This is a genomic window from Citrobacter sp. H12-3-2 (assembly GCF_009649895.1).
Classification (GTDB): Bacteria; Pseudomonadota; Gammaproteobacteria; order Enterobacterales; family Enterobacteriaceae; genus Citrobacter; species Citrobacter portucalensis.
Window position 1 is genome coordinate 2,417,758 of record NZ_CP045837.1, and the last position, 19,775, is coordinate 2,437,532.

General features: G+C 51.2%; 19 protein-coding genes. 11 read left to right on the forward strand and 8 right to left on the reverse strand.

All coding sequences use genetic code 11. The annotated features are described in order from the left end of the window. The first annotated feature begins 161 nt into the window (after positions 1 to 161). Together GHC22_RS11580 and GHC22_RS11585 are read left to right on the forward strand one after the other, a co-directional pair. The gene (locus tag GHC22_RS11580) at positions 162 to 1,817 is read left to right on the forward strand and encodes a glucan biosynthesis protein D (protein ID WP_047411098.1); all 1,656 of its coding nucleotides are present in this window, start codon (positions 162 to 164) and stop codon (positions 1,815 to 1,817) included. Between the two features lie 167 nt (positions 1,818 to 1,984). Continuing rightward, on the forward strand, positions 1,985 to 2,209 hold the full coding sequence (locus GHC22_RS11585; RefSeq protein WP_003833168.1) for a YdcH family protein: 225 nt from the start codon (positions 1,985 to 1,987) through the stop codon (positions 2,207 to 2,209). Between the two features lie 67 nt (positions 2,210 to 2,276). Here the strand turns inward: GHC22_RS11585 and alr are convergent, their stop codons facing one another. Next, positions 2,277 to 3,503 carry an alanine racemase gene (alr, locus tag GHC22_RS11590; RefSeq protein WP_153753008.1) on the reverse strand — a complete coding sequence of 409 codons (1,227 nt, stop codon included), beginning with the start codon at positions 3,501 to 3,503 and terminating at the stop codon, positions 2,277 to 2,279. Positions 3,504 to 3,721: 218 nt separating this feature from the next. Between alr and rimL the strand changes: the two genes are divergently transcribed. Further along, a complete protein-coding gene (rimL, locus tag GHC22_RS11595) occupies positions 3,722 to 4,267 on the forward strand; it encodes a 50S ribosomal protein L7/L12-serine acetyltransferase (protein ID WP_153753009.1) in 546 nt (181 codons plus the stop codon). On the opposite strand, the gene ydcK is transcribed toward rimL, so the two are convergent. Continuing rightward, positions 4,259 to 5,239 carry a YdcK family protein gene (gene ydcK, locus GHC22_RS11600; protein ID WP_153753011.1) on the reverse strand — a complete coding sequence of 327 codons (981 nt, stop codon included), beginning with the start codon at positions 5,237 to 5,239 and terminating at the stop codon, positions 4,259 to 4,261. The two genes, rimL and ydcK, sit on opposite strands and share 9 nt — an antisense overlap. Positions 5,240 to 5,352: 113 nt before the next feature. Between ydcK and tehA the strand changes: the two genes are divergently transcribed. From tehA to GHC22_RS11615, 3 genes are all read left to right on the forward strand, one after another. Further along, positions 5,353 to 6,354: a dicarboxylate transporter/tellurite-resistance protein TehA gene (tehA, locus tag GHC22_RS11605; RefSeq protein WP_003833162.1), complete on the forward strand. Its 1,002-nt coding sequence runs from the start codon at positions 5,353 to 5,355 to the stop codon at positions 6,352 to 6,354. Then, complete coding sequence (gene tehB, locus GHC22_RS11610; RefSeq protein ID WP_003833160.1) at positions 6,354 to 6,950, forward strand: tellurite resistance methyltransferase TehB; 597 nt, start codon at positions 6,354 to 6,356, stop codon at positions 6,948 to 6,950. The genes tehA and tehB overlap by 1 nt, the downstream gene beginning before the upstream one ends. 155 nt (positions 6,951 to 7,105) lie before the next feature. Next, complete coding sequence (locus GHC22_RS11615) at positions 7,106 to 7,780, forward strand: DUF3313 domain-containing protein (protein ID WP_003833157.1); 675 nt, start codon at positions 7,106 to 7,108, stop codon at positions 7,778 to 7,780. A gap of 37 nt (positions 7,781 to 7,817) precedes the next feature. Here the strand turns inward: GHC22_RS11615 and GHC22_RS11620 are convergent, their stop codons facing one another. Beyond that, complete coding sequence (locus GHC22_RS11620; RefSeq protein ID WP_153753012.1) at positions 7,818 to 8,726, reverse strand: DMT family transporter; 909 nt, start codon at positions 8,724 to 8,726, stop codon at positions 7,818 to 7,820. Positions 8,727 to 8,910: 184 nt separating this feature from the next. On the opposite strand from GHC22_RS11620, the gene GHC22_RS11625 reads away from it, so the two are divergent. Then, entirely contained in the window at positions 8,911 to 9,780 is an 870-nt protein-coding gene (locus tag GHC22_RS11625) for a helix-turn-helix domain-containing protein (RefSeq protein ID WP_153753014.1), read from the forward strand. Here the strand turns inward: GHC22_RS11625 and GHC22_RS11630 are convergent. Next, positions 9,763 to 10,929 (reverse strand): benzoate/H(+) symporter BenE family transporter, encoded by a 1,167-nt coding sequence (locus GHC22_RS11630; protein ID WP_048235317.1) that lies wholly within the window; start codon positions 10,927 to 10,929, stop codon positions 9,763 to 9,765. The two genes, GHC22_RS11625 and GHC22_RS11630, sit on opposite strands and share 18 nt — an antisense overlap. Before the next feature lie 105 nt (positions 10,930 to 11,034). Here GHC22_RS11630 and GHC22_RS11635 point away from each other — a divergent pair, with 105 nt between their 5' ends. Next, entirely contained in the window at positions 11,035 to 11,571 is a 537-nt protein-coding gene (locus GHC22_RS11635) for a helix-turn-helix domain-containing protein (protein WP_153753015.1), read from the forward strand. Positions 11,572 to 11,650: 79 nt separating this feature from the next. Then, positions 11,651 to 13,612 carry a 23S rRNA 5-hydroxycytidine C2501 synthase gene (gene rlhA, locus GHC22_RS11640; RefSeq protein WP_048227579.1) on the forward strand — a complete coding sequence of 654 codons (1,962 nt, stop codon included), beginning with the start codon at positions 11,651 to 11,653 and terminating at the stop codon, positions 13,610 to 13,612. 3 nt (positions 13,613 to 13,615) lie between these two features. Here the strand turns inward: rlhA and GHC22_RS11645 are convergent, their stop codons facing one another. From GHC22_RS11645 to GHC22_RS11660, 4 genes are all read right to left on the reverse strand, one after another. Beyond that, positions 13,616 to 13,846, reverse strand: a complete 231-nt coding sequence (locus tag GHC22_RS11645; RefSeq protein WP_003020233.1) for a DUF2554 family protein — start codon at positions 13,844 to 13,846, stop codon at positions 13,616 to 13,618. 191 nt (positions 13,847 to 14,037) lie between these two features. Next, on the reverse strand, positions 14,038 to 14,163 hold the full coding sequence (locus tag GHC22_RS11650) for a DUF2474 domain-containing protein (protein WP_003020230.1): 126 nt from the start codon (positions 14,161 to 14,163) through the stop codon (positions 14,038 to 14,040). After that, positions 14,163 to 15,173, reverse strand: a complete 1,011-nt coding sequence (gene cydB, locus GHC22_RS11655; RefSeq protein WP_153753016.1) for a cytochrome d ubiquinol oxidase subunit II — start codon at positions 15,171 to 15,173, stop codon at positions 14,163 to 14,165. Before cydB ends, GHC22_RS11650 begins: the two co-directional genes overlap by 1 nt. Continuing rightward, on the reverse strand, positions 15,173 to 16,576 hold the full coding sequence (locus GHC22_RS11660) for a cytochrome ubiquinol oxidase subunit I (RefSeq protein WP_153753017.1): 1,404 nt from the start codon (positions 16,574 to 16,576) through the stop codon (positions 15,173 to 15,175). The genes cydB and GHC22_RS11660 overlap by 1 nt, the downstream gene beginning before the upstream one ends. A gap of 310 nt (positions 16,577 to 16,886) precedes the next feature. Here GHC22_RS11660 and GHC22_RS11665 point away from each other — a divergent pair, with 310 nt between their 5' ends. Continuing rightward, the gene (locus GHC22_RS11665; RefSeq protein ID WP_153753018.1) at positions 16,887 to 18,296 is read left to right on the forward strand and encodes a PLP-dependent aminotransferase family protein; all 1,410 of its coding nucleotides are present in this window, start codon (positions 16,887 to 16,889) and stop codon (positions 18,294 to 18,296) included. A 327-nt stretch (positions 18,297 to 18,623) separates the two neighbouring features. Further along, entirely contained in the window at positions 18,624 to 19,769 is a 1,146-nt protein-coding gene (gene ydcS / locus GHC22_RS11670) for a putative ABC transporter substrate-binding protein YdcS (RefSeq protein ID WP_153753019.1), read from the forward strand. Positions 19,770 to 19,775: the final 6 nt, after the last annotated feature.

A 19,775-nucleotide genomic window follows, 5' to 3' on the forward strand; every position in this document is an offset into this window, starting at 1 on the left:
CGACATAAAATATTTTCGATTTTGTACAGATAATCGGCGACCAACAATTGGATTATTAATGAATTTTGTCTAGAGTGAGCGGTCAGAAATGTGCACTCTCATGCCGCAGATTTTGACCGGCGCGGGACCATTTACACGACCAGAAGGACTCACTTTCAGGCATGAATCGCAGACGATTTATTAAAGGTTCAATGGCAATGGCCGCCGTGTGCGGAACCAGTGGTATTGCATCACTCTTTTCCCGCGCCGCCTTTGCGGCAGAGTCTGACATTGCAGACGGAAAAACCGTACGTTTTGATTTTTCCGTTCTGCAATCGATGGCCCATGACTTAGCACAGAAACCCTGGGGCGGCGCACCACGCGCGTTACCGGACACGCTGGCGAAACTGACGCCGCAGGCCTACAACAGCATTCAATATGACGCAGAGCAGTCTCTGTGGAACAATGTTGAAAATCGTCAGCTTGATGCGCAGTTCTTCCACGTGGGAATGGGCTTCCGTCGTCGTGTACGCATGTTCTCGGTTGATGGTAGTACGCATATGGCGCGTGAAATTCACTTCCGTCCGGAACTGTTTAAATACAACGACGCGGGTGTGGATACCAAACAATTGGAAGGGCAGACTGACCTCGGATTCGCTGGATTCCGCGTGTTTAAAGCGCCAGAACTGGCCCGCCGCGATGTCGTTTCTTTCCTGGGCGCCAGCTATTTCCGCGCCGTGGATGACACCTATCAGTACGGTTTATCGGCCCGTGGTCTGGCGGTAGATACCTACACCGACAGCAAAGAAGAGTTTCCTGATTTCACCTCTTTCTGGTTCGAAACGGTTAAACCGGGCGCAACCTCCTTTACCGTGTATGCGCTTCTCGACAGTCCAAGCGTAACCGGCGCATTCAAGTTCGTGATCCACTGCGAGAAAACGCAGGTGATTATGGATGTACAAAACCACATCTATGCGCGCAAAGACATCAAGCAGCTCGGCATTGCGCCGATGACCAGCATGTTCAGCTGTGGCAACAACGAGCGTCGGATGTGCGACACTATTCACCCGCAAATCCATGACTCCGATCGTCTGGCGATGTGGCGGGGCAATGGCGAGTGGATCTGCCGTCCGCTGAATAACCCGCAAAAGCTGCAGTTCAACGCCTATACCGATAACAACCCGAAAGGGTTTGGCTTGCTGCAACTCGATCGCGACTTCTCCCATTATCAGGACATCATGGGCTGGTATAACAAGCGCCCAAGCCTGTGGGTCGAACCGCGCAACCAGTGGGGCAAGGGGACCATCGGTCTGATGGAGATCCCGACGACCGGCGAAACGCTGGATAACGTTGTCTGCTTCTGGCAGCCGGACAAGAAGATCAAAGCTGGCGATGAGCTGGAATTCAAATATCGCCTGTACTGGAGCGCTCAGCCGCCGGTGCGTTCACCGCTGGCTCGCGTGATGGCGACCCGGACAGGCATGGGCGGTTTCCCGGAAGGATGGGCACCGGGCGAGCATTACCCAGAAAAATGGGCGCGTCGTTTTGCCGTTGACTTCGTTGGTGGCGATCTAAAAGCGGCTGCGCCGAAAGGCATTGAACCGGTGATTACGCTCTCCAGCGGTGAAGCGAAACAGATTGAGATCCTCTACGTGGAGCCTATCGACGGTTATCGCATTCAGTTTGACTGGTATCCGACCTCTGACTCAACCGATCCGGTAGATATGCGTATGTTCCTGCGTTGTCAGGGTGACGCCATCAGCGAAACCTGGCTGTATCAGTACTTCCCGCCAGCGCCGGATAAACGTCAGTACGTTGACGACCGCGAGATGCGTTAATCATGCCCTTTACGGCTCTCCTGATGGGGAGCCGTATCTGCAATCATCCTCATAACGACTCTGTACACTATTTACTCGATCCTGTTCGCATTTTTCTGTATGGCAAATGGGTACTCTGTGGGTGTGTATTTCTTATACACGTTCTTGTCCACTAACAGGGAGAAAGTATGTTTCCAGAATACAGAGACCTTATTTCCCGACTGAAATCCGAGAACCCTCGCTTTCTGTCCTTATTCGAAAAACACAACAGCCTTGATCATGAGATCTCCAGACTGGAAGGTTCGGATGGTCGGGGGTATAGTTTGGACATTGTTCGTCTTAAGAAACAGAAACTCCACCTGAAGGAAGATCTGCTCAAAATATTGCAAAAAGAGAGTGTCAGTGAGAGCTAAGTAGAACGGCGCTTGCTGTGTAAAAGGGCTTCCTGCGAGAAACGGAAGCCCTTCCTGTTTTTAGGTGTTAATCGACCATCACGCGTTTGTTCGTCGCCCCCCAGAGGATCGACATTTCAGTGAACAACGCGCCGCTAATTTCTTCGACTTCTTCTGCACTAACCTGCGCATTTCCCTGTTTACCGAACAGCACCACTTCATCACCGGATGCAACCTGCGGCAAATCGGTTACATCGACGATCACGGTATTCATGGATGTTTTACCCAGTACCGGAACCCGCTGGCCGCGGATCAGCACGTGCCCTGCATTACTGAACACACGGCGATAACCATCGGCATAACCTGTCGGGATATTGGCCAGAACGGAATCACGTTTAAGGGTATAGGTTCTGTCATATCCGACGGTGTTTCCTTTGGGGTAATGGTTTACCGACGCGATGGCAGATTTAAACGTCATGACGCGTTTGTATTCGGTGCTGGCGATGGTATCGCCATAGAAAATACCGCCAACACGCACCATGTCGAGCCAGGATTCTGGAACGGTCAGGGTAGCGAACGTATTCGCGACATGCAGGGTGACATCTTCGCGCTTAAGCCCGGTAATTTTCAGTACCTGGGCTGATTGCGTATTGAAACGGGCCAGATCGCGTTTTACCACTGCCGCATCTTCTTCCGGGAAATGCGACATGATGCCGACAATTTTCAGGCCAGGTAATGCGGAAATAGCGCGTGCTTCTTCCAGACCTGCAGCGGTACTGACTTCCAGACCGTTACGCGACATACCGCCAGAGTTCAGCGCCAGATGGATACGAATAGTTTTACCTTTCTCCTGAGCGATTGCACTTAGACGCTTAGCCATATCCAGATTACCGATAAGCTCTTCGGTATCGAAATCCGCCGCCTGGCGCATCTCTTTTTCCGTCGCGTTACGCACGCGCATGAGCTGCGATGTATAGCCTGACAGGCGAACGGTACTAATCTCCTCGTTGCTGGCGATGCCAATACATTGTACGCCGTTTTGCATCATCACTGGCGTTACCAGTGAGAGATCGTGGCCATACGCGTCGCCTTTAAGAATGGCGCACATCCGGGTTTTATCTCCCAGCAGTTGCTGAACTTTATGAATGTTATATTCCAGCGCGCTACGGGAAATTTCCAGCGTGGTATTATCCACGACCTGTTGCTTATTGACGGCAAAGGGAACGGGGCCCGCTTGCGTGGTAGAAACAGGTTGGTGACAGGCGGTAATCAGTAAAAGCGGAATAAGTGCTAAACGACCCAAAGGTGCTGCCATGCTTGCTCCTTAGCAATAGAATGAAAGTGTTATTGTCATCATTACGGTCTATCCATGAGGGGATACCCGGATCACCAGAGTAACGGGTTCCACGCCAGAGATTCTTTCTAAGTGATTGCTGTTACAGCATAAAAATAAGACATTCCCGGCGCTAAACAGAGTAATATCGGCTACTGCCAGTCAGAAATGCCCCGTTTACGATCGCAAAGGAGATAAACATGTCAGAAATAATTATCGTTAGTGACGCGCTGGAACTGCGGGCGGTAGAAGAACACCACGTCACCCCTCTGCATCAGTTGGTGCTTAAAAATAAAACCTGGCTCCAACAGTCACTGAACTGGCCGCAGTTTGTCGAATCTGAGGACGACACGCGTAAGAACGTGCAGGGGAATATGATGTTGCACCAGCGCGGCTACGCCAAAATGTTCCTTATTTTCGAACAAGGGGAGGTGGCTGGCGTTATCTCGTTTAACCAGATAGAGCCGCTGAACAAAGCCGCTTATATTGGTTATTGGCTGGATGAAGAGCACCAGGGCAAAGGCATTCTGTCTCAGGCGCTACAGGCAATGATTCATCATTATGCGCAGCGCCAGGAGATTCGCCGCTTCGTGATTAAATGTCGTGTAAATAACGTCAAGAGCAACCAGGTTGCACTGCGCAATGGCTTCCGACTGGAAGGATGTATGCAACAGGCGGAGTTCCTTAATGGCGATTACCATGACATGAATCTCTACGCCCGCATCATTGATGGCTCTTCAGAATAAACCGGCGATAGGGGTGCGCGTGATACGTTGTTCGCCGTTAATCACTTTTGGCCCGCGCAGATGGATCGCATCGCCATCAAAGGCTTCAACTTGGGCCTGATCGGTTATCTCAATATGATGCTCGATCAGCACTTCACCCAGAATACAGGCATGGCCTTCAATAAGGATGTGACCGTCAAGCTGGAGCGGTCCGCCACGTAATTGCGCATGCCCCCCAACCAGCACGTGGTGTTTCAGCACGCAGTTACCTTCAACCACCGCGTGTTCCGCCACCTGCGAGCTGTAGCGCAGGGTAGGAATGGCGTCTTCATCCGTTCCGGCGATGACGCGTGCATGCCCATAGACTTTGGCGCAATCGCAGATCCAGACATTATTCTCTTCGTTGCCTTCTATCCGTGCAAAATCAAAAACTTCAGCCCGATGTTCTATAAAGGCATAATTGATCATCGCATCGCCATAGATTTGCGCCTGATGCACCACGCGTGAATTGCTGACTGCCGCCCGCTCGTAAATTTGCAGGAGCTGGTCGCTTTCACGGGTTAACCCTCTGGCCGCAATGATTTCAGAGTCACACACAATGCGTGCATCACCGCAGATGAGGCACTCACCGCGAACAACAGAATCCTGAATGGTGACGTTGTCACGTATTTGCGCGTTATGGCTGATTTCTGCTCGGTCAATCCAGACGGCATCACCAATTTGCGCGCCATCTCTGACCACGCTTGCCTGTGTAATACGGGCGTCTCCGGTTATCGTCGCGCCGCAAAACGCGAGCGCATTCTCATCGTATATCCAGCAATTACCGCTTTGCGACAGAACGCTTTCATCATCAATCCAGCCACCGAGCGTACCGGATCTAACATCATTAAAATCAATGAGTGCGATGATTTGGCGTAGTAATACACTTTTTTTATTGCCATTATCCTGGTAACTAAAGGAGCGAGATTCATCGCTTAGACGGTATTTGGTCATAGCTCATTTCCATGTTGCGCACCTTAGTTAAACGTAGCAAAGTTTTCTGCACTGGCTAAACCGGCAGATATTCCATAAAATGCATTTCAAATATACTTTAAAAAATAAACAAAATGAGTAAGAACAAACAGAGTGAACGGGTCCTCAATCTTCCGGCCGGTTATTTTGGCATGGTACTGGGTACAATTGGGATGGGATTTGCGTGGCGTTACGCCAGCCAGGTGTGGCCGGTGAGCCACTGGATTGGTGATGGCTTAGTCATCCTTGCGATGGTCATCTGGGGATTGCTGACGCTGGCATTTGTGAATCGCTTACTACGTTTTCCGCACAGCGTACTGGCAGAAATTCGTCATCCGGTGATGAGCAGTTTTGTCAGTCTGTTTCCAGCAACAACGATGCTGGTTGCGATTGGTTTTGTACCGTGGTATCGACCGCTGGCGTTAGGATTGTTCAGCATCGGCGTGGTGATACAGCTGGCGTACGCCGCCTGGCAAACGGCAGGGCTGTGGCGTGGGGAGCATCCGGAAGAGGCCACCACGCCGGGTCTGTATCTGCCAACCGTTGCCAATAACTTTATCAGCGCCATGGCCTGTGGTGCACTTGGGTTCAACGATGCCGGGTTGGTTTTTTTGGGCGCCGGGGTATTTTCCTGGCTCAGCCTGGAGCCGGTGATTCTGCAGCGTTTACGTAGCTGCGGTGAACTGCCGACGGTTTTACGGACTTCACTTGGTATACAGTTGGCACCCGCGCTGGTGGCCTGTAGCGCCTGGCTTAGCGTCAACGGTGGCGAGGGGGATACGTTAGCTAAAATGCTATTTGGTTATGGTCTGCTGCAACTTCTGTTCATGCTACGCCTTATGCCGTGGTATTTGTCACAGCCATTTAATGCGTCATTCTGGAGCTTCTCGTTTGGCGTGTCTGCGTTGGCGACAACGGGATTGCATCTTGGACACGGCAGCGAATCAGGATTTTTTCATACGCTGTCTATCCCACTGTTTATTTTTACCAATTTTATCATTGCATTATTACTGATACGTACGTTTGCATTGCTGATGCAGGGGAAACTGCTCATCCGCACGGAGCGTGCTGCATTACTGAAATCTGAGGATAAATAATGACCCTTTGCGACGAAAACTACTTTACTGAAAAATATGATTTAACCCGTACGCATTCCGATGTCGTTGAAGCGGCAAAAGTGGTTGCACCAGGTAAAACGTTAGATCTGGGCTGCGGTAACGGCCGAAACAGCCTGTACCTGGCGGCAAACGGCTATGACGTTACTGCATGGGATAAAAACCCCATGAGCATCGCTAACCTTGAGCGCATCAAAGCGGCTGAGGGGCTGACCAACCTGAACGCGAAGGTCGCTGACCTTAATGCGTTACGTTTTGAGGGTGAATACGATTTTATTCTATCTACCGTTGTGCTGATGTTTCTTGAAGCCAAAACAATCCCTGGCCTTATTGAGAATATGCAACGTTGTACTAAACCGGGTGGATATAACTTAATCGTCGCAGCGATGGATACTGATGATTTTCCGTGCACAGTTGGTTTTCCGTTCGCGTTTAAAACCGGAGAATTACGCAACTATTACAGTGGGTGGGATCTGCTGAAATATAACGAAGACGTAGGTGAACTTCATCGTACAGATGAAAACGGTAATCGAATTAAACTGCGCTTTGCCACCATGCTGGCACGCAAAACTTCCTGAACCTCCCGTTTGGGTTAACTCTTTCTGCGTTCAGCATTTTTTGTGCTGAGCGCAGAGATAAAATTGTGCGGTGCTTACCATTTTTAGTACATCCAAAATGAAACTGTTTTGCTATCCTTTTTAGGCATCATTGCGAAAACTAAAGGGATCGTTTCATGCGTACTCAAACTTTATTTAAAGTTGCAGTGCTTACTGGCTTGTTGGCATTATCCGGCTGTGCGTCAAAAGTGACCGAGCCGGATAAATATTCTGGGTTTTTAAAAAATTACTCTGATCTGAAGGAAACAAAATCAGCATCGGGACAAACGGTACTCCGTTGGGTTGATCCGAGCTACAACGAATCCAAATATGACAACATCGTGTATAACCCGGTAACGTATTATCCGGTTCCTAAACCTACTACACAGGTAGGGCAGCAGGTTCTTGATCAATTACTGACCTATACCAATACGAAGTTGAAAACGGCGATCGGTCAGCGTAAACCTCTGGTTACAACCCCAGGGCCACGTAGCCTGATTTTCCGCGGAGCGATTACCGGTGTTGCGACCAGCAAAGAAGGACTGCAGTTCTATGAAGTGGTCCCGGTTGCACTGCTCGTTGCGGGAACGCAAATGGCGACGGGTCACCGTACCATGGATACCAACCTCTATTTCGAGGGTGAGTTGATTGATGCAGCGACCAATAAACCGGTGATTAAAGTTGTACGTAAGGGTGAAGGTAAAGACCTGAACAACGAAAGCACGCCGATGGCGTTCGAAACGTTGAAGAAGGTTGTTGATGACATGGCGACCGATGCCTCCATGTTTGATGTGAACAAAAAACCACAATAAAAATGATGAACGCACCATCTCAGGATGGTGCGTTTTTTTATGCCACACGACGACGATAGAATAGTTTACCCATCAGCGCTTCCGGCCTGGCAAACATCACCAGGTTATCCAGTAAAATCAACACCAATCCGGCAATCGCATTAACTTGCCAGATGTATCCTTCATACAATGTTGACAGCGTCAGCGCCACCAGAGGGAACAGCAGCGTGCTGTATGCCGCCTTACTGGGACCAATGCGACCTACCAGCGTGAAATAAGCGCCAAAGGCAATCACTGAGCCGAAAATAGCCAGATATAACAGCGCGCTAAGATAGCTGAATGTCCACTGTGGCGTGAAGTTGTCGCCGCGTACCAGCGCAATGGCCGCGATCAGCAATGTGCCGTACAGCATGGCCCAGCTGTTGGTCGTTAACACTTCTAACCCTTTTTTCTGGTGACGCAGACTGATCATATTGCCCAGTGAGAAGCCGAAGGTTCCCAGAGCGCTCAAACCGATGCCCAGTAACAGTGAATGATTAAACCCGCTGTTGAGCAAATCTTGCCAGAATAAGGTGACGATGCCAGTCACTCCCAGACCGGCTGCAATATAGAAGCGCAGCGGTGGTTTTTGCCCAAAAAAGATGAAGCTATTGACTGCATTGAACAGGACGGCCATCGAGAAAATCACCGACTCCAGGCCGGTATTAATCCACGCCGCAGCCGTATAAAAACACCAGAAGTTAAAGCAAAAAACGCATCCGCCCTGTAACAGACAAAACAGATGATCGCGGCCAGACAGTTTGCGTAATTTACCGCTTAGCAACAGGACCACTATCATCACCGAGCTGGCAACGGCGAAGCGCCAAAAGATAGAAACCGGTGCAGAAACCGGACCTTGCTGCAAATAAATCGCAATCCATGTCGTTCCCCAAATAACCACCACCAGGCAGTACAACAGTGCGTTCATACAACTCTCTCTTTTTGTCGTCAGACTTACACTGTGTCACGACGGAATGCAGGAGGCTTTCATCGGCTTGCGGTGGACTTGCAAAATCTTGCGCTTTTTTTAGCGTAATAGTGAAAAGGCAGCTGTTAACGATATGTAGCTGATATAGACTGAAAGCCTGCTAACTTATTTTGAATGTGATGGTATGTCTCAGCCCTACGGTGCCTTTGAAAACTTGCGCAAACATAATGCCGTGCTGCATGAATCGGTTGCGTTACATTCAGGGATCCAACTGGCGGCCTGGTCGAACAAACGCGATACCATCACCCAATATTGCGATCACCATACGCTCAGTTTATACATCGCAGATGGTTACGAGAGTTACCACAAGACGGCGGGAGGCTGGAAGAATGGTGGGGGACCAGACCGTTTTTGCCTGATGCCGAAAGAGAGTGAGTCCAGTTGGGATATTCGTGACGATCTTTCCTTTGTTCATCTCTATTGTACGGACGCGCATTTGCGCGAAGTGGGTGAAAAAGTCTGGGACAAAAGCCCCTATAGCTTCACGCTGGACGAGCATACGTTTGGCAGTGACCCGGGGATCACGGCGGTTTACCGTCAGTTTTTGCTTGGTAATGACTGGCAGCAACCGGCCAATCACCTCACGCTTAGCGCGGCATCTTCACTACTGTTAACGCATCTGATCCAGCATTACAGCAATGTGCAATGGCGACTTCCCGTCGTCACCGGAGGGCTTGCGCCTGCCACATTGCGCAACGTGCTGGCCTATATTGAAGCACATCTGGCGTATCCCATAACGTTGAGCGATCTGGCAGGTGAAGCAGCGCTAAGTGAATTCCATTTTGCCAGAATGTTTCGCCAGTCGATGAATATGGCGCCTCATCAGTACGTCATGCAACGCCGTATGGCGCTGGCGCAGCAACTGGTCTGTTATTCATCACGCAGCCTGTCGGATATTGCAATGGCCTGTGGGTTCAGTTCGGCGAGCCATTTCAGTAACCGGTTTAAACAAGTGACGGGTCAAACGCCAACGCAGCTACGCGCGGCGAAATAATGTCAACACTGAGTAGCAGATACCGCCGACGACCAGCCCCCAGAATGCAGACCCAATGCCAAATACCGTCAGACCACTTGCCGTAACCAGAAAAGTCACAATGGCCGCGTCGCGTTCTGCTTCATTATGTAAGGCTTGAAATAAACTACCGCTAATCGTGCCGAGTAATGCCAGACCAGCAAGCATCTGGATCCAGCTTACGGGCAGGGCTGCCATCAGTCCTGTGACCGAACCGCCAAACACCCCAGCCAGAATGTAAAAGACACCCGCTGCCGCTGCGGCGAGCCAGCGTCGATTTACATCTGGATGGGCTTCGGGGCTTTGGCAAATTGCGGCGGTTATGGCGGCGATGCAGATGGAATAGACGCCAAACGGCGAAAATAGCAGTGCCAACAGACCCGTAAAAACAATCAGGGGTGAAACGGGTAACGAATATCCAGATGCTTTCATGGTCGCAATACCGGGGGCATTTTGCGAAGCCATAGTGACCAGAAACAGCGGTAGCGCAATACTGATACTGTGGGCTAATGAAAAGTGTGGTGCAATAAACGCTGGCAACACCGGTGACAGATTAACACCATCGGTGACAATGTCACCTTTAACCAGGGCGATGGCTATACCTACCAACATTGCTGCGATAACGGCATACCGTGGGGCAATCACTTTTAGTACTAACCACGCCAGCAGCATGCTGCCGCACAAGATAAGCTCACTGTTCAGGCTATTGAACGCCTGCAAACCAAAACGCAGCAAGATCCCGGCCAGCATGGCTGATGCCAGCGAGTGGGGAATAATTTTCATCAGGCGGGCAAACAGCCCGGTTATACCGCACAGCACAATCAACGCATTAGCCACGATAAAAACACCGATAGCATCCTGAATCGATACCCCTTGCAGGCCCGTCACCAGCAGCGCGGCACCGGGCGTTGACCATGCGGTGAGTACAGGGGCGCGATACCACAATGTCAGCGCCAGCGTACTGACCCCCATTGCTAGCCCCAGTGCGGTCATCCAGCCTGCGATTTGTCCGGTCGTCGCACCTGCGGCGAGCGCCGCTTGCCAGATAATGGCCGCTGAACTGGCGTAGCCGACCAGGACAGCCACAAAACCCGACAAAACTGTAGGCAAGGGGATGGAAAATGTGCGCATAGCAACTCCGCGTGCGTTATAACGGTCAGTCACTGTAGCACTGTGCGTTATAGCGTACAAGTGCTAAGCTGTAGCCTTGATAAGGAAGGGCGAAGGAGGAGAAATATGGATAACTTAACTCACTATCTGGCGACGACGCTCAGAACGCTACGCCACCAGCGGGAATGGAGTCTCTCGCGTCTGGCGGAGGAAACCGGCGTGTCAAAAGCGATGCTAGGGCAGATTGAGCGCAATGAATCCAGCCCTACAGTGGCGACCCTGTGGAAAATCGCCACCGGGCTGAATGTTCCATTTTCGACGTTTATTTCACCACCTGATTCAGAGGGCTCCTCGACTTTTGATCCCCAACACCAGACGATGGTCGTCACACCGCTGTTCCCGTGGGATCCTCAGTTGTGTTTCGATCATTTTTCGATACTGCTGGCACCCGGCGCGCTCAGTGAATCTACTCCGCATGAAACCGGCGTAATTGAGCACGTGGTGGTGATTAGTGGTCTGCTGGATATGAGTATTGAGGGGCAGTGGCGCACCTTTAAATCCGGTGAGGGTGTCCGTTTCGCCGGAGATACGGCACATAGCTACCGTAACAGTAGCGAGCAAACGGTTCATTTTCACTCGCTGATCCATTACCCACGCGGTTAATCGGGAAAACTATTCCGAAACGCCGCGCTTGTGACTACAATAACCGCCATTTTTACCGCTTGTGGATGGTAACAACTGTATGCGCCAGCAGCCTCATCACCTTGAATTGTTAAGCCCGGCTCGGGATACCGCCATTGCGCGCGAAGCCATTTTGCACGGCGCAGACGCCGTTTACATTGGTGGACCAGGTTTTGGCGCGCGTCATAACGCCAGTAATAGCCTGAAAGATATTGCCGAATTAGTGCCTTTTGCCCATCGTTACGGGGCAAAAATCTTTGTGACGCTAAACACGATCTTGCATGATGATGAGCTGGAGCCCGCACAACGGTTAATTACCGATCTGTATCAGACCGGCGTTGATGCCCTGATCGTGCAGGATATGGGGATTCTTGAACTGGATATTCCCCCGATTGAACTGCACGCCAGCACCCAGTGCGATATTCGCAGCGTTGAGAAGGCGAAATTTCTATCCGATGTGGGATTCACCCAGATTGTGCTGGCGCGCGAACTGAGCCTTGAGCAGATTAGCGCTATCCATCAGGCTACTGATGCGACCATTGAGTTTTTCATTCACGGTGCGCTGTGCGTTGCCTATTCAGGGCAGTGTTATATTTCACATGCACAAACAGGACGCAGCGCTAACCGCGGCGACTGTTCCCAGGCTTGCCGTCTGCCGTATACCCTGAAAGACGATCAGGGGCGCGTGGTATCCTATGAAAAACATCTGCTGTCGATGAAAGATAACGATCAGACCGCCAACCTGGGCGCGTTGATTGACGCAGGTGTGCGTTCCTTCAAAATTGAAGGGCGCTATAAGGACATGAGTTATGTGAAGAATATTACCGCGCATTATCGCCAGATGCTCGACGCCATTATTGAAGAGCGCGGCGATCTGGCCCGTTCATCAGCGGGACGTACCGAACATTTCTTTACTCCATCCACAGAGAAAACCTTCCATCGCGGCAGTACCGATTATTTTGTGAATGCCCGTAAAGGGGATATTGGCGCATTCGACTCACCAAAGTTTATCGGTTTACCGGTCGGCGAAGTCCTGAAGGTGGCGAAAGATCATCTCGATGTTGAGGTGACTGAACCGCTGGCAAACGGGGATGGCCTGAACGTGTTAATCAAACGTGAGGTTGTTGGATTTCGCGCCAACACCGTGGAAAAAACGGGGAACAATCGTTATCGGGTATGGCCGAATGAAATGCCTGCCGACCTGCACAAAGTGCGTCCGCATCATCCGCTGAATCGCAACCTCGATCATAACTGGCAGCAAGCGTTAACAAAAACTTCCAGCGAACGCCGTGTTGCGATCGATATTGAGCTCGGCGGCTGGCAGGAGCAGTTGATTCTGACGCTCACCAGTGAAGAGGGCGTGAGTATCACCCATACGTTGGACGGCCAGTTTGAGGAAGCGAACAATGCGGAAAAAGCGTTGAGTAACCTACAGGACGGACTGGCAAAACTTGGTCAGACGATGTACTACGCCCGTAATATTCAGGTGAATCTGCCGGGCGCACTGTTTGTGCCAAACGGTCAACTAAATCAGTTCCGGCGTGAAGCCGTTGATATGCTGGATGCAGCGCGCCTGCAAAGCTATCAGCGCGGTAGCCGCAAACCGGTATCTCAGCCAGCGCCGGTTTATCCACAAACGCACTTGAGTTTCCTGGCTAACGTCTACAACCAAAAAGCGCGTGAGTTTTATCACCGTTATGGCGTTCAGTTGATTGATGCAGCCTATGAAGCACATGAAGAAAAGGGCGAAGTGCCGGTGATGATCACCAAACATTGCCTGCGTTTCGCCTTTAACCTGTGTCCGAAACAGGCGAAAGGTAACATCAAAAGCTGGAAAGCAACACCGATGCAACTGGTTAACGGCGATGAAGTCCTGACGCTGAAATTTGATTGCCGACCGTGCGAAATGCACGTAATCGGCAAGATGAAGCACCACATTCTGAAGATGCCGTTGCCGGGCAGCGTCGTGGCTTCGGTCAGTCCAGAAGAACTGATGAAGACACTGCCAAAGCGCAAAGGTTAATCGTTAGCTCAGATGTGTATCGGGTTTGCGTGATTTTTGCCAGTGATGGTGCTCACGAAGATCGGCGGCGGATTCTTCCGCCGTCACTCGAAGTTCATCGCTGTCGGCCGTGTGTCGTAGTAAATGATCGGCATCCTGCACCTGAAGATATTCATGTCCCTGATTAGTAGCGAAAAGTTGACCGGAAAAAAGCGCGCTGGCCAGCAATAACACCGTTAACCCTTTCTTAAACATCATGCACCCTCTGGTACGTTAGCTGCGGAATTGGCGATAATTTCGCCCGGTGACTATTCAATATTTTAATCGGGTTAATGACAATCTCTGTTTTGCCATTTCGATGTTTTTTACATTTTTGTTTAGTCGATGTTGGGATTTGTAACACCCGGGCAGTGCAGCGCGCTGACCGGGTGTGATCAGGGCGAGATTCAGGACTTAAATCCGGCGGCCGTCATCAGGAGACGAAAGAACATACCAACGGCGGCCAGGGCCAGCACGCTGCCGCCCCAGAGGATCACCAGCCACATCAGGCGTTTCCAGATTGTTTGTTGCATCAATGATACCCCTCACCATGTTGAACTTTCCCGCGGAAAACGTAGTAGCTCCAGAAGGTGTACCCCAGGATTATCGGGATAATCAGCAGTGCGCCAACCAACATAAAGCCCTGACTTTGTGCCGGAGCCGCCGCCTGCCAGAGCGTAATAGACGGTGGAATGATATGTGGCCAGATACTGATCCCCAGCCCGCTAAACCCGAGAAAAATCAGCCCCAGCGTTAATACAAAAGGCAGTGTATGGCAGTTATGTTGCCCCAGCGAACGCCACAGCCAGAGACTGATAAGCGCAACCAGCAGCGGAACCGGCATCAGGAACCAAAGGTTGGGCAGGCTAAACCAACGCTCGGCAATCGCGCTATGTGCCAGTGGTGTCCACAGGCTGATAATGGCAATCACAACCAACATTGCCAGCAGCAGTTTTTTGGCCACACTGCGCATTTTATCCTGCAACGGATTTTCGCTTTTCATCACCAGCCATGTCGCCCCCAGCAGGGCGTAAGCCACGACCAGACCAACGCCGCAGAACAACGTGAACGGGGTCAACCAGTCGAAAGGACCGCCGCTGTAGCTGCGTCCGGTAACGGAAAACCCGTTGAGTACGGCACCCACCACGACACCTTGCGTGAATGTCGCGAGGATTGAACCGCCGAGAAAGGCTTTATCCCAGAATGGTCGGTGAGCCGGTGTGGCTTTGAAGCGAAACTCGAACGCGACGCCGCGAAAAATCAGGCCGATTAGCATCAGGGTCAACGGGATCGTCAGCGCATCGACAATCACCGCATAGGCCAGGGGGAAAGCGCCGAATAATCCGGCTCCGCCCAACACCAGCCAGGTTTCATTGCCGTCCCATACCGGGGCGACGCTGTTGACCATAACATCGCGGTCGTCAGCGTCCTGAATCGCTGGGAATAAAATGCCAATCCCGAGATCAAAACCGTCCATCACGATATACATCAGCGTGGCGAAGACGATAATCACAAACCAGATAACTGATAAATCGATACCCATTAGCGATGTGCCTCCGGTTGAGAATCGAGGACGGCGGCTGAAAGCGGCCGGGCAGGCGTGCCTGTTGGCGGAATGGTCGGGTCATCTTCCTGTGGCCCTTTACGGATCAGGCGGATCATGTAGCTGTAACCCACGCCAAACACTGAGCTGTACACCACAAAGAAGGACAGCAGGCTGATGCTCATATGTAAATCGCCATGTGCAGAAACCGCATCCGCCGTACGTTGCAGACCGTAAACCACCCAAGGCTGACGGCCAACTTCAGTGGTCACCCAACCGGCAAGGATGGCAATCAGACCGGAGGGGCCCATCCATAAGGCAAAGCGCAGAAAAGGGCGCGAGGTGTATAAACGCTGCTTATAGCGCAGCCACAGGGCAAACGCGCCCAACAGGATCATCAGCATGCCTAGCCCGGCCATTATGCGAAACGACCAGAACACCATGGTGGAGTTGGGCCTGTCTTCTTTAGGAAACTCTTTTAGGGCCGGAACCTGTTTGTCCATGCTATGGGTCAGGATCAGACTGCCCAGCGCCGGGATTTCCAGCCCATAGCGGGTGCGTTCCTGCTCCATATCCGGCCAGCCGAACAGCAGCAGCGGAGTCGGTTCACCGGGGCGATTTTCCCAGTGTCCTTCAATCGCAGCAATTTTTGCCGGCTGATGCTTCAGCGTATTCAAACCGTGCATATCGCCAATCAAGGCCTGCAATGGAGCGACGATTAATGTCATCCACAGCGCCATCGAAAACATCGCTCGAATTGCTGGTGTGTTATTCCCGCGCAGCAAATGCCATGCCCCCGAGGCAGCAACAAACAACGCGCTGCTCAGGAAGGCGGCAACCGACATATGCAGCAGACGATAGGGGAATGAGGGATTGAAAATAACGGCGAACCAGTCGACGGGAACGACCTGGCCGTTAACTATTTCATAGCCTTGCGGTGTCTGCATCCAGCTGTTGGAGGCGAGGATCCAGAAGGTTGAAATAATGGTACCCAGTGCGACCATGCAGGTGGCAAAGAAATGAAGTCCTGGACCAACCCGATTCCAGCCAAACAACATCACCCCAAGGAAACCAGCTTCGAGGAAGAAGGCGGTTAATACTTCATAGGTCAGCAACGGCCCAGTGATACTCCCGGCGAACTCGGAAAAACCACTCCAGTTGGTGCCGAACTGATAAGCCATCACCAGCCCGGAAACTACACCCATACCAAAATTTACGGCGAATATTTTCGACCAGAAGTGGTAAAGCGATCGCCAGGTGGGATTTTTCGTTTTTAGCCATAGCCCTTCCAGCACAGCCAGATAACTGGCGAGCCCGATAGTAATAGCCGGAAAAATGATGTGAAAGGATACCGTAAACGCGAACTGGATCCTTGCCAGGTGAAACGCGTCAAGACCGAACATGCTTAACTCCGCAGGCAAAATTGATTTAGCGCAATTCTAAGTCTGAGGAACAATGGAAGGCAGAAACAGAACAGTTCTTTTTAACCATAACAGTTGCAGCGCTGTTATAAGTTGCACTCGCTGATATGAAATCTGGAAGCTTGATTCCTGTTATTGAATAGCGTTCTCTTCTTGAAATACGCGCCGTAGGCAAAGAACTGTCATTACCGATGTTGTAAAACTGTTAACTATAACAGTTAAATAAAATACCCTGATTATGTAAACTGATATACACAGTGGTTGTCACCGACACCGGTAATCAGGACGAAAAATGAAAAAGTACCAGCGACTGGCAGAGCAAATTCGCGATCAAATTGCGTCTGGCGTATGGCAGCCAGGCGATCGCTTGCCATCCTTGCGTGAGCAGGTGGTCAGCAGCGGAATGAGTTTTATGACCGTCGGACACGCATACCAGTTGCTGGAAAGCCAGGGGCGAATTATTGCCCGACCGCAGTCTGGCTATTATGTCGCCGCGCGCCCCGAACGTGAATTTGCTGCGCCGCAGGTGCAGGTCATGCGCGATGAAGCAGTGGATATCAATACCTACATTTTTGATATGTTGCAGGCCAGCCGGGATGCGTCAGTGATGCCCTTTGCCTCCGCATTCCCCGACCCGCGGCTGTTTCCACTTCAGCAGTTGAATCGCTCGTTGGCGCAGGTGAGTAAAACTGCCACCGCCATGAGCGTGATTGAAAACCTGCCGCCGGGGAATGCTGAGCTGCGTCATGCCATTGCCCGTCGCTATGCTCAACAGGGGATGACCATTTCACCTGATGAAATCGTCATCACCACCGGCGCGATGGAAGCCCTCAACCTGAGCCTGCAAGCAGTCACCGAACCGGGTGATTGGGTAATTGTCGAAAACCCCTGTTTTTACGGGGCGTTGCAGGCCCTGGAGCGATTACGTCTGAAGGCGCTTTCGATTGCCACCGACGTAAAAGAGGGGATCGATCTCACCGCGCTGGAGCAGGCGTTGCAGGAGTACCCGGTAAAAGCTTGCTGGCTAATGACAAACAGCCAAAATCCACTGGGTTTTACGCTCAGCGCAGAGAAAAAGGCGCGTCTGGTCGCCTTGCTGGAAAAATACCACGTAATGCTGATTGAAGATGATGTTTACAGCGAGCTGTACTTTGGCCGCGAAAAACCGTTGCCCGCCAAAGCCTGGGATCGCGCCGACAGCGTTCTGCATTGTTCGTCCTTCTCGAAGTGTCTGGTACCAGGATTTCGTATTGGCTGGGTGGCAGCAGGGAAACATGCCCGGCGTATTCAGCGACTCCAGCTAATGAGCACCTTATCTACCAGTTCGCCCATGCAGCTTGCCCTTGTTGATTATCTTTCAACCCGGCGCTATGACGCGCATTTACGGCGCTTGCGTCGGCAACTGGCGGAACGTAAACAACAGGCCTGGCAAACGCTGCTGCGTCATCTTCCGGCGGAAGTCAAAATTCACCACAACGACAGCGGTTATTTTCTATGGCTGGAACTGCCGGAACCGCTTGATGCTGGTGTGCTCAGTACCCATGCGCTGGCACACCACATCAGTATTGCGCCGGGGAAAATGTTCTCGACCTCGGGAAGCTGGACACGTTTTATTCGTTTTAATACGGCATGGCACTGGGGAGATCGCGAAGAGCAGGCCGTAAAACAGCTTGGTAAATTAATTCGTGAAATGATGAAATAAACCATAACGCGCTATTCAATATAAATGAATAGCGTGTTCTTATTTTCGAAATAGTGAATGCTGAACCACGGTATTATTTATATCGGGTGCGTCCATACAAAATATCAATAGTTATTACTATTGCCACCTCTGCGTCTAACTCATTGTCTATACTCCAGAAGATTACCCCCAGGTCAGAGTCTGTAGCGTAATGAGCGTTAGCTCACAACCTGATTAAATTTCCTTGCGCCAACAGGAACGCTTACAACACCCCGACTATTTTTAGAAAAGGACATATATTTACGGCAAGGCTGCCGCTCAATATTTTTTAGACAGGAGTAAGACGTTATGAGCAAGCAGTTTGCCCTCAGTAGCCTGTGCGCACTCAGTATGACGCTGATGACTGCGCAGGCAGCCGAACCCCCCACATCATTAGATAAACCGGAAGGCCGCCTGGATATTATTGCCTGGCCGGGTTATATCGAACGTGGGCAAACCGATAAACAATATGACTGGGTCTCACAGTTTGAGAAAGATACTGGCTGCGCGGTTAATGTAAAAACGGCAGCCACATCTGATGAAATGGTCAGCCTGATGGCAAAAGGCGGCTACGACCTGGTTACCGCTTCTGGTGATGCCTCACTGCGCCTGATTATGGGAAAACGCGTTCAGCCAATTAATACCGCGCTGATCCCTAACTGGAAAACCATCGATCCACGCGTGGTAAAAGGCGAATGGTTTAACGTTGGCGGAAAAGTTTACGGCGCACCGTACCAGTGGGGACCAAACCTGCTGATGTATAACACCAAAATTTTCCCAACGCCGCCGGATAGCTGGAGCGTGGTGTTTGTTGAGCAAAAACTTGAGGATGGGAAAAGCAATAAAGGGCGCGTTCAGGCCTACGATGGCCCGATCTATATTGCCGATGCCGCGTTATTCGTTAAAGCCACTCAGCCGCAGTTGGGTATTACCGATCCCTATCAGCTCACTGAAAAACAGTATCAGGCGGTGATCAAAGTCCTGAGCGATCAGCACGCGCTGATCCATCGCTATTGGCACGATACCACCGTGCAAATGAGCGATTTCAAAAACGAAGGCGTGGTGGCGTCAAGCGCCTGGCCTTATCAGGCTAACGCCTTGAAAGGCGAAGGTCAGCCAATTGCCACGGTTTTCCCAAAAGAAGGGGTTACCGGATGGGCTGATACCACCATGCTGCACAGTGAAGCGAAACACCCAGTTTGTGCTTACAAATGGATGAACTGGTCATTAACCCCGAAAGTACAGGGCGACGTAGCGGCCTGGTTTGGTTCTCTGCCAGTGGTGCCTGAAGGTTGTAAAGCCAGCCCTCTGTTGGGTGAAAAGGGTTGTGAAATCAACGGTTATAGCTACTTTGACAAAATTGCCTTCTGGAAAACGCCGATTGCCGAAGGTGGAAAATTCGTTCCTTACAGTCGCTGGACGCAGGATTACATCGCCATTATGGGCGGTCGTTAATTCCAC

Coding starts and splice junctions, on each gene's coding strand:
- alr (WP_153753008.1), bottom strand. CDS start 3,503: ATGGCAGCACCTTTGGGTCGTTTAGCACTTATTCCGCTTTTACTGATT.
- GHC22_RS11645 (WP_003020233.1), bottom strand. CDS start 13,846: ATGTTTAAGAAAGGGTTAACGGTGTTATTGCTGGCCAGCGCGCTTTTT.
- GHC22_RS11650 (WP_003020230.1), bottom strand. CDS start 14,163: ATGCAACAAACAATCTGGAAACGCCTGATGTGGCTGGTGATCCTCTGG.
- GHC22_RS11580 (WP_047411098.1), top strand. CDS start 162: ATGAATCGCAGACGATTTATTAAAGGTTCAATGGCAATGGCCGCCGTG.
- cydB (WP_153753016.1), bottom strand. CDS start 15,173: ATGGGTATCGATTTATCAGTTATCTGGTTTGTGATTATCGTCTTCGCC.
- GHC22_RS11585 (WP_003833168.1), top strand. CDS start 1,985: ATGTTTCCAGAATACAGAGACCTTATTTCCCGACTGAAATCCGAGAAC.
- rimL (WP_153753009.1), top strand. CDS start 3,722: ATGTCAGAAATAATTATCGTTAGTGACGCGCTGGAACTGCGGGCGGTA.
- GHC22_RS11625 (WP_153753014.1), top strand. CDS start 8,911: ATGTCTCAGCCCTACGGTGCCTTTGAAAACTTGCGCAAACATAATGCC.
- GHC22_RS11635 (WP_153753015.1), top strand. CDS start 11,035: ATGGATAACTTAACTCACTATCTGGCGACGACGCTCAGAACGCTACGC.
- GHC22_RS11660 (WP_153753017.1), bottom strand. CDS start 16,576: ATGTTCGGTCTTGACGCGTTTCACCTGGCAAGGATCCAGTTCGCGTTT.
- ydcK (WP_153753011.1), bottom strand. CDS start 5,239: ATGACCAAATACCGTCTAAGCGATGAATCTCGCTCCTTTAGTTACCAG.
- GHC22_RS11615 (WP_003833157.1), top strand. CDS start 7,106: ATGCGTACTCAAACTTTATTTAAAGTTGCAGTGCTTACTGGCTTGTTG.
- GHC22_RS11665 (WP_153753018.1), top strand. CDS start 16,887: ATGAAAAAGTACCAGCGACTGGCAGAGCAAATTCGCGATCAAATTGCG.
- rlhA (WP_048227579.1), top strand. CDS start 11,651: ATGCGCCAGCAGCCTCATCACCTTGAATTGTTAAGCCCGGCTCGGGAT.
- tehA (WP_003833162.1), top strand. CDS start 5,353: ATGAGTAAGAACAAACAGAGTGAACGGGTCCTCAATCTTCCGGCCGGT.
- tehB (WP_003833160.1), top strand. CDS start 6,354: ATGACCCTTTGCGACGAAAACTACTTTACTGAAAAATATGATTTAACC.
- GHC22_RS11630 (WP_048235317.1), bottom strand. CDS start 10,929: ATGCGCACATTTTCCATCCCCTTGCCTACAGTTTTGTCGGGTTTTGTG.
- GHC22_RS11620 (WP_153753012.1), bottom strand. CDS start 8,726: ATGAACGCACTGTTGTACTGCCTGGTGGTGGTTATTTGGGGAACGACA.
- ydcS (WP_153753019.1), top strand. CDS start 18,624: ATGAGCAAGCAGTTTGCCCTCAGTAGCCTGTGCGCACTCAGTATGACG.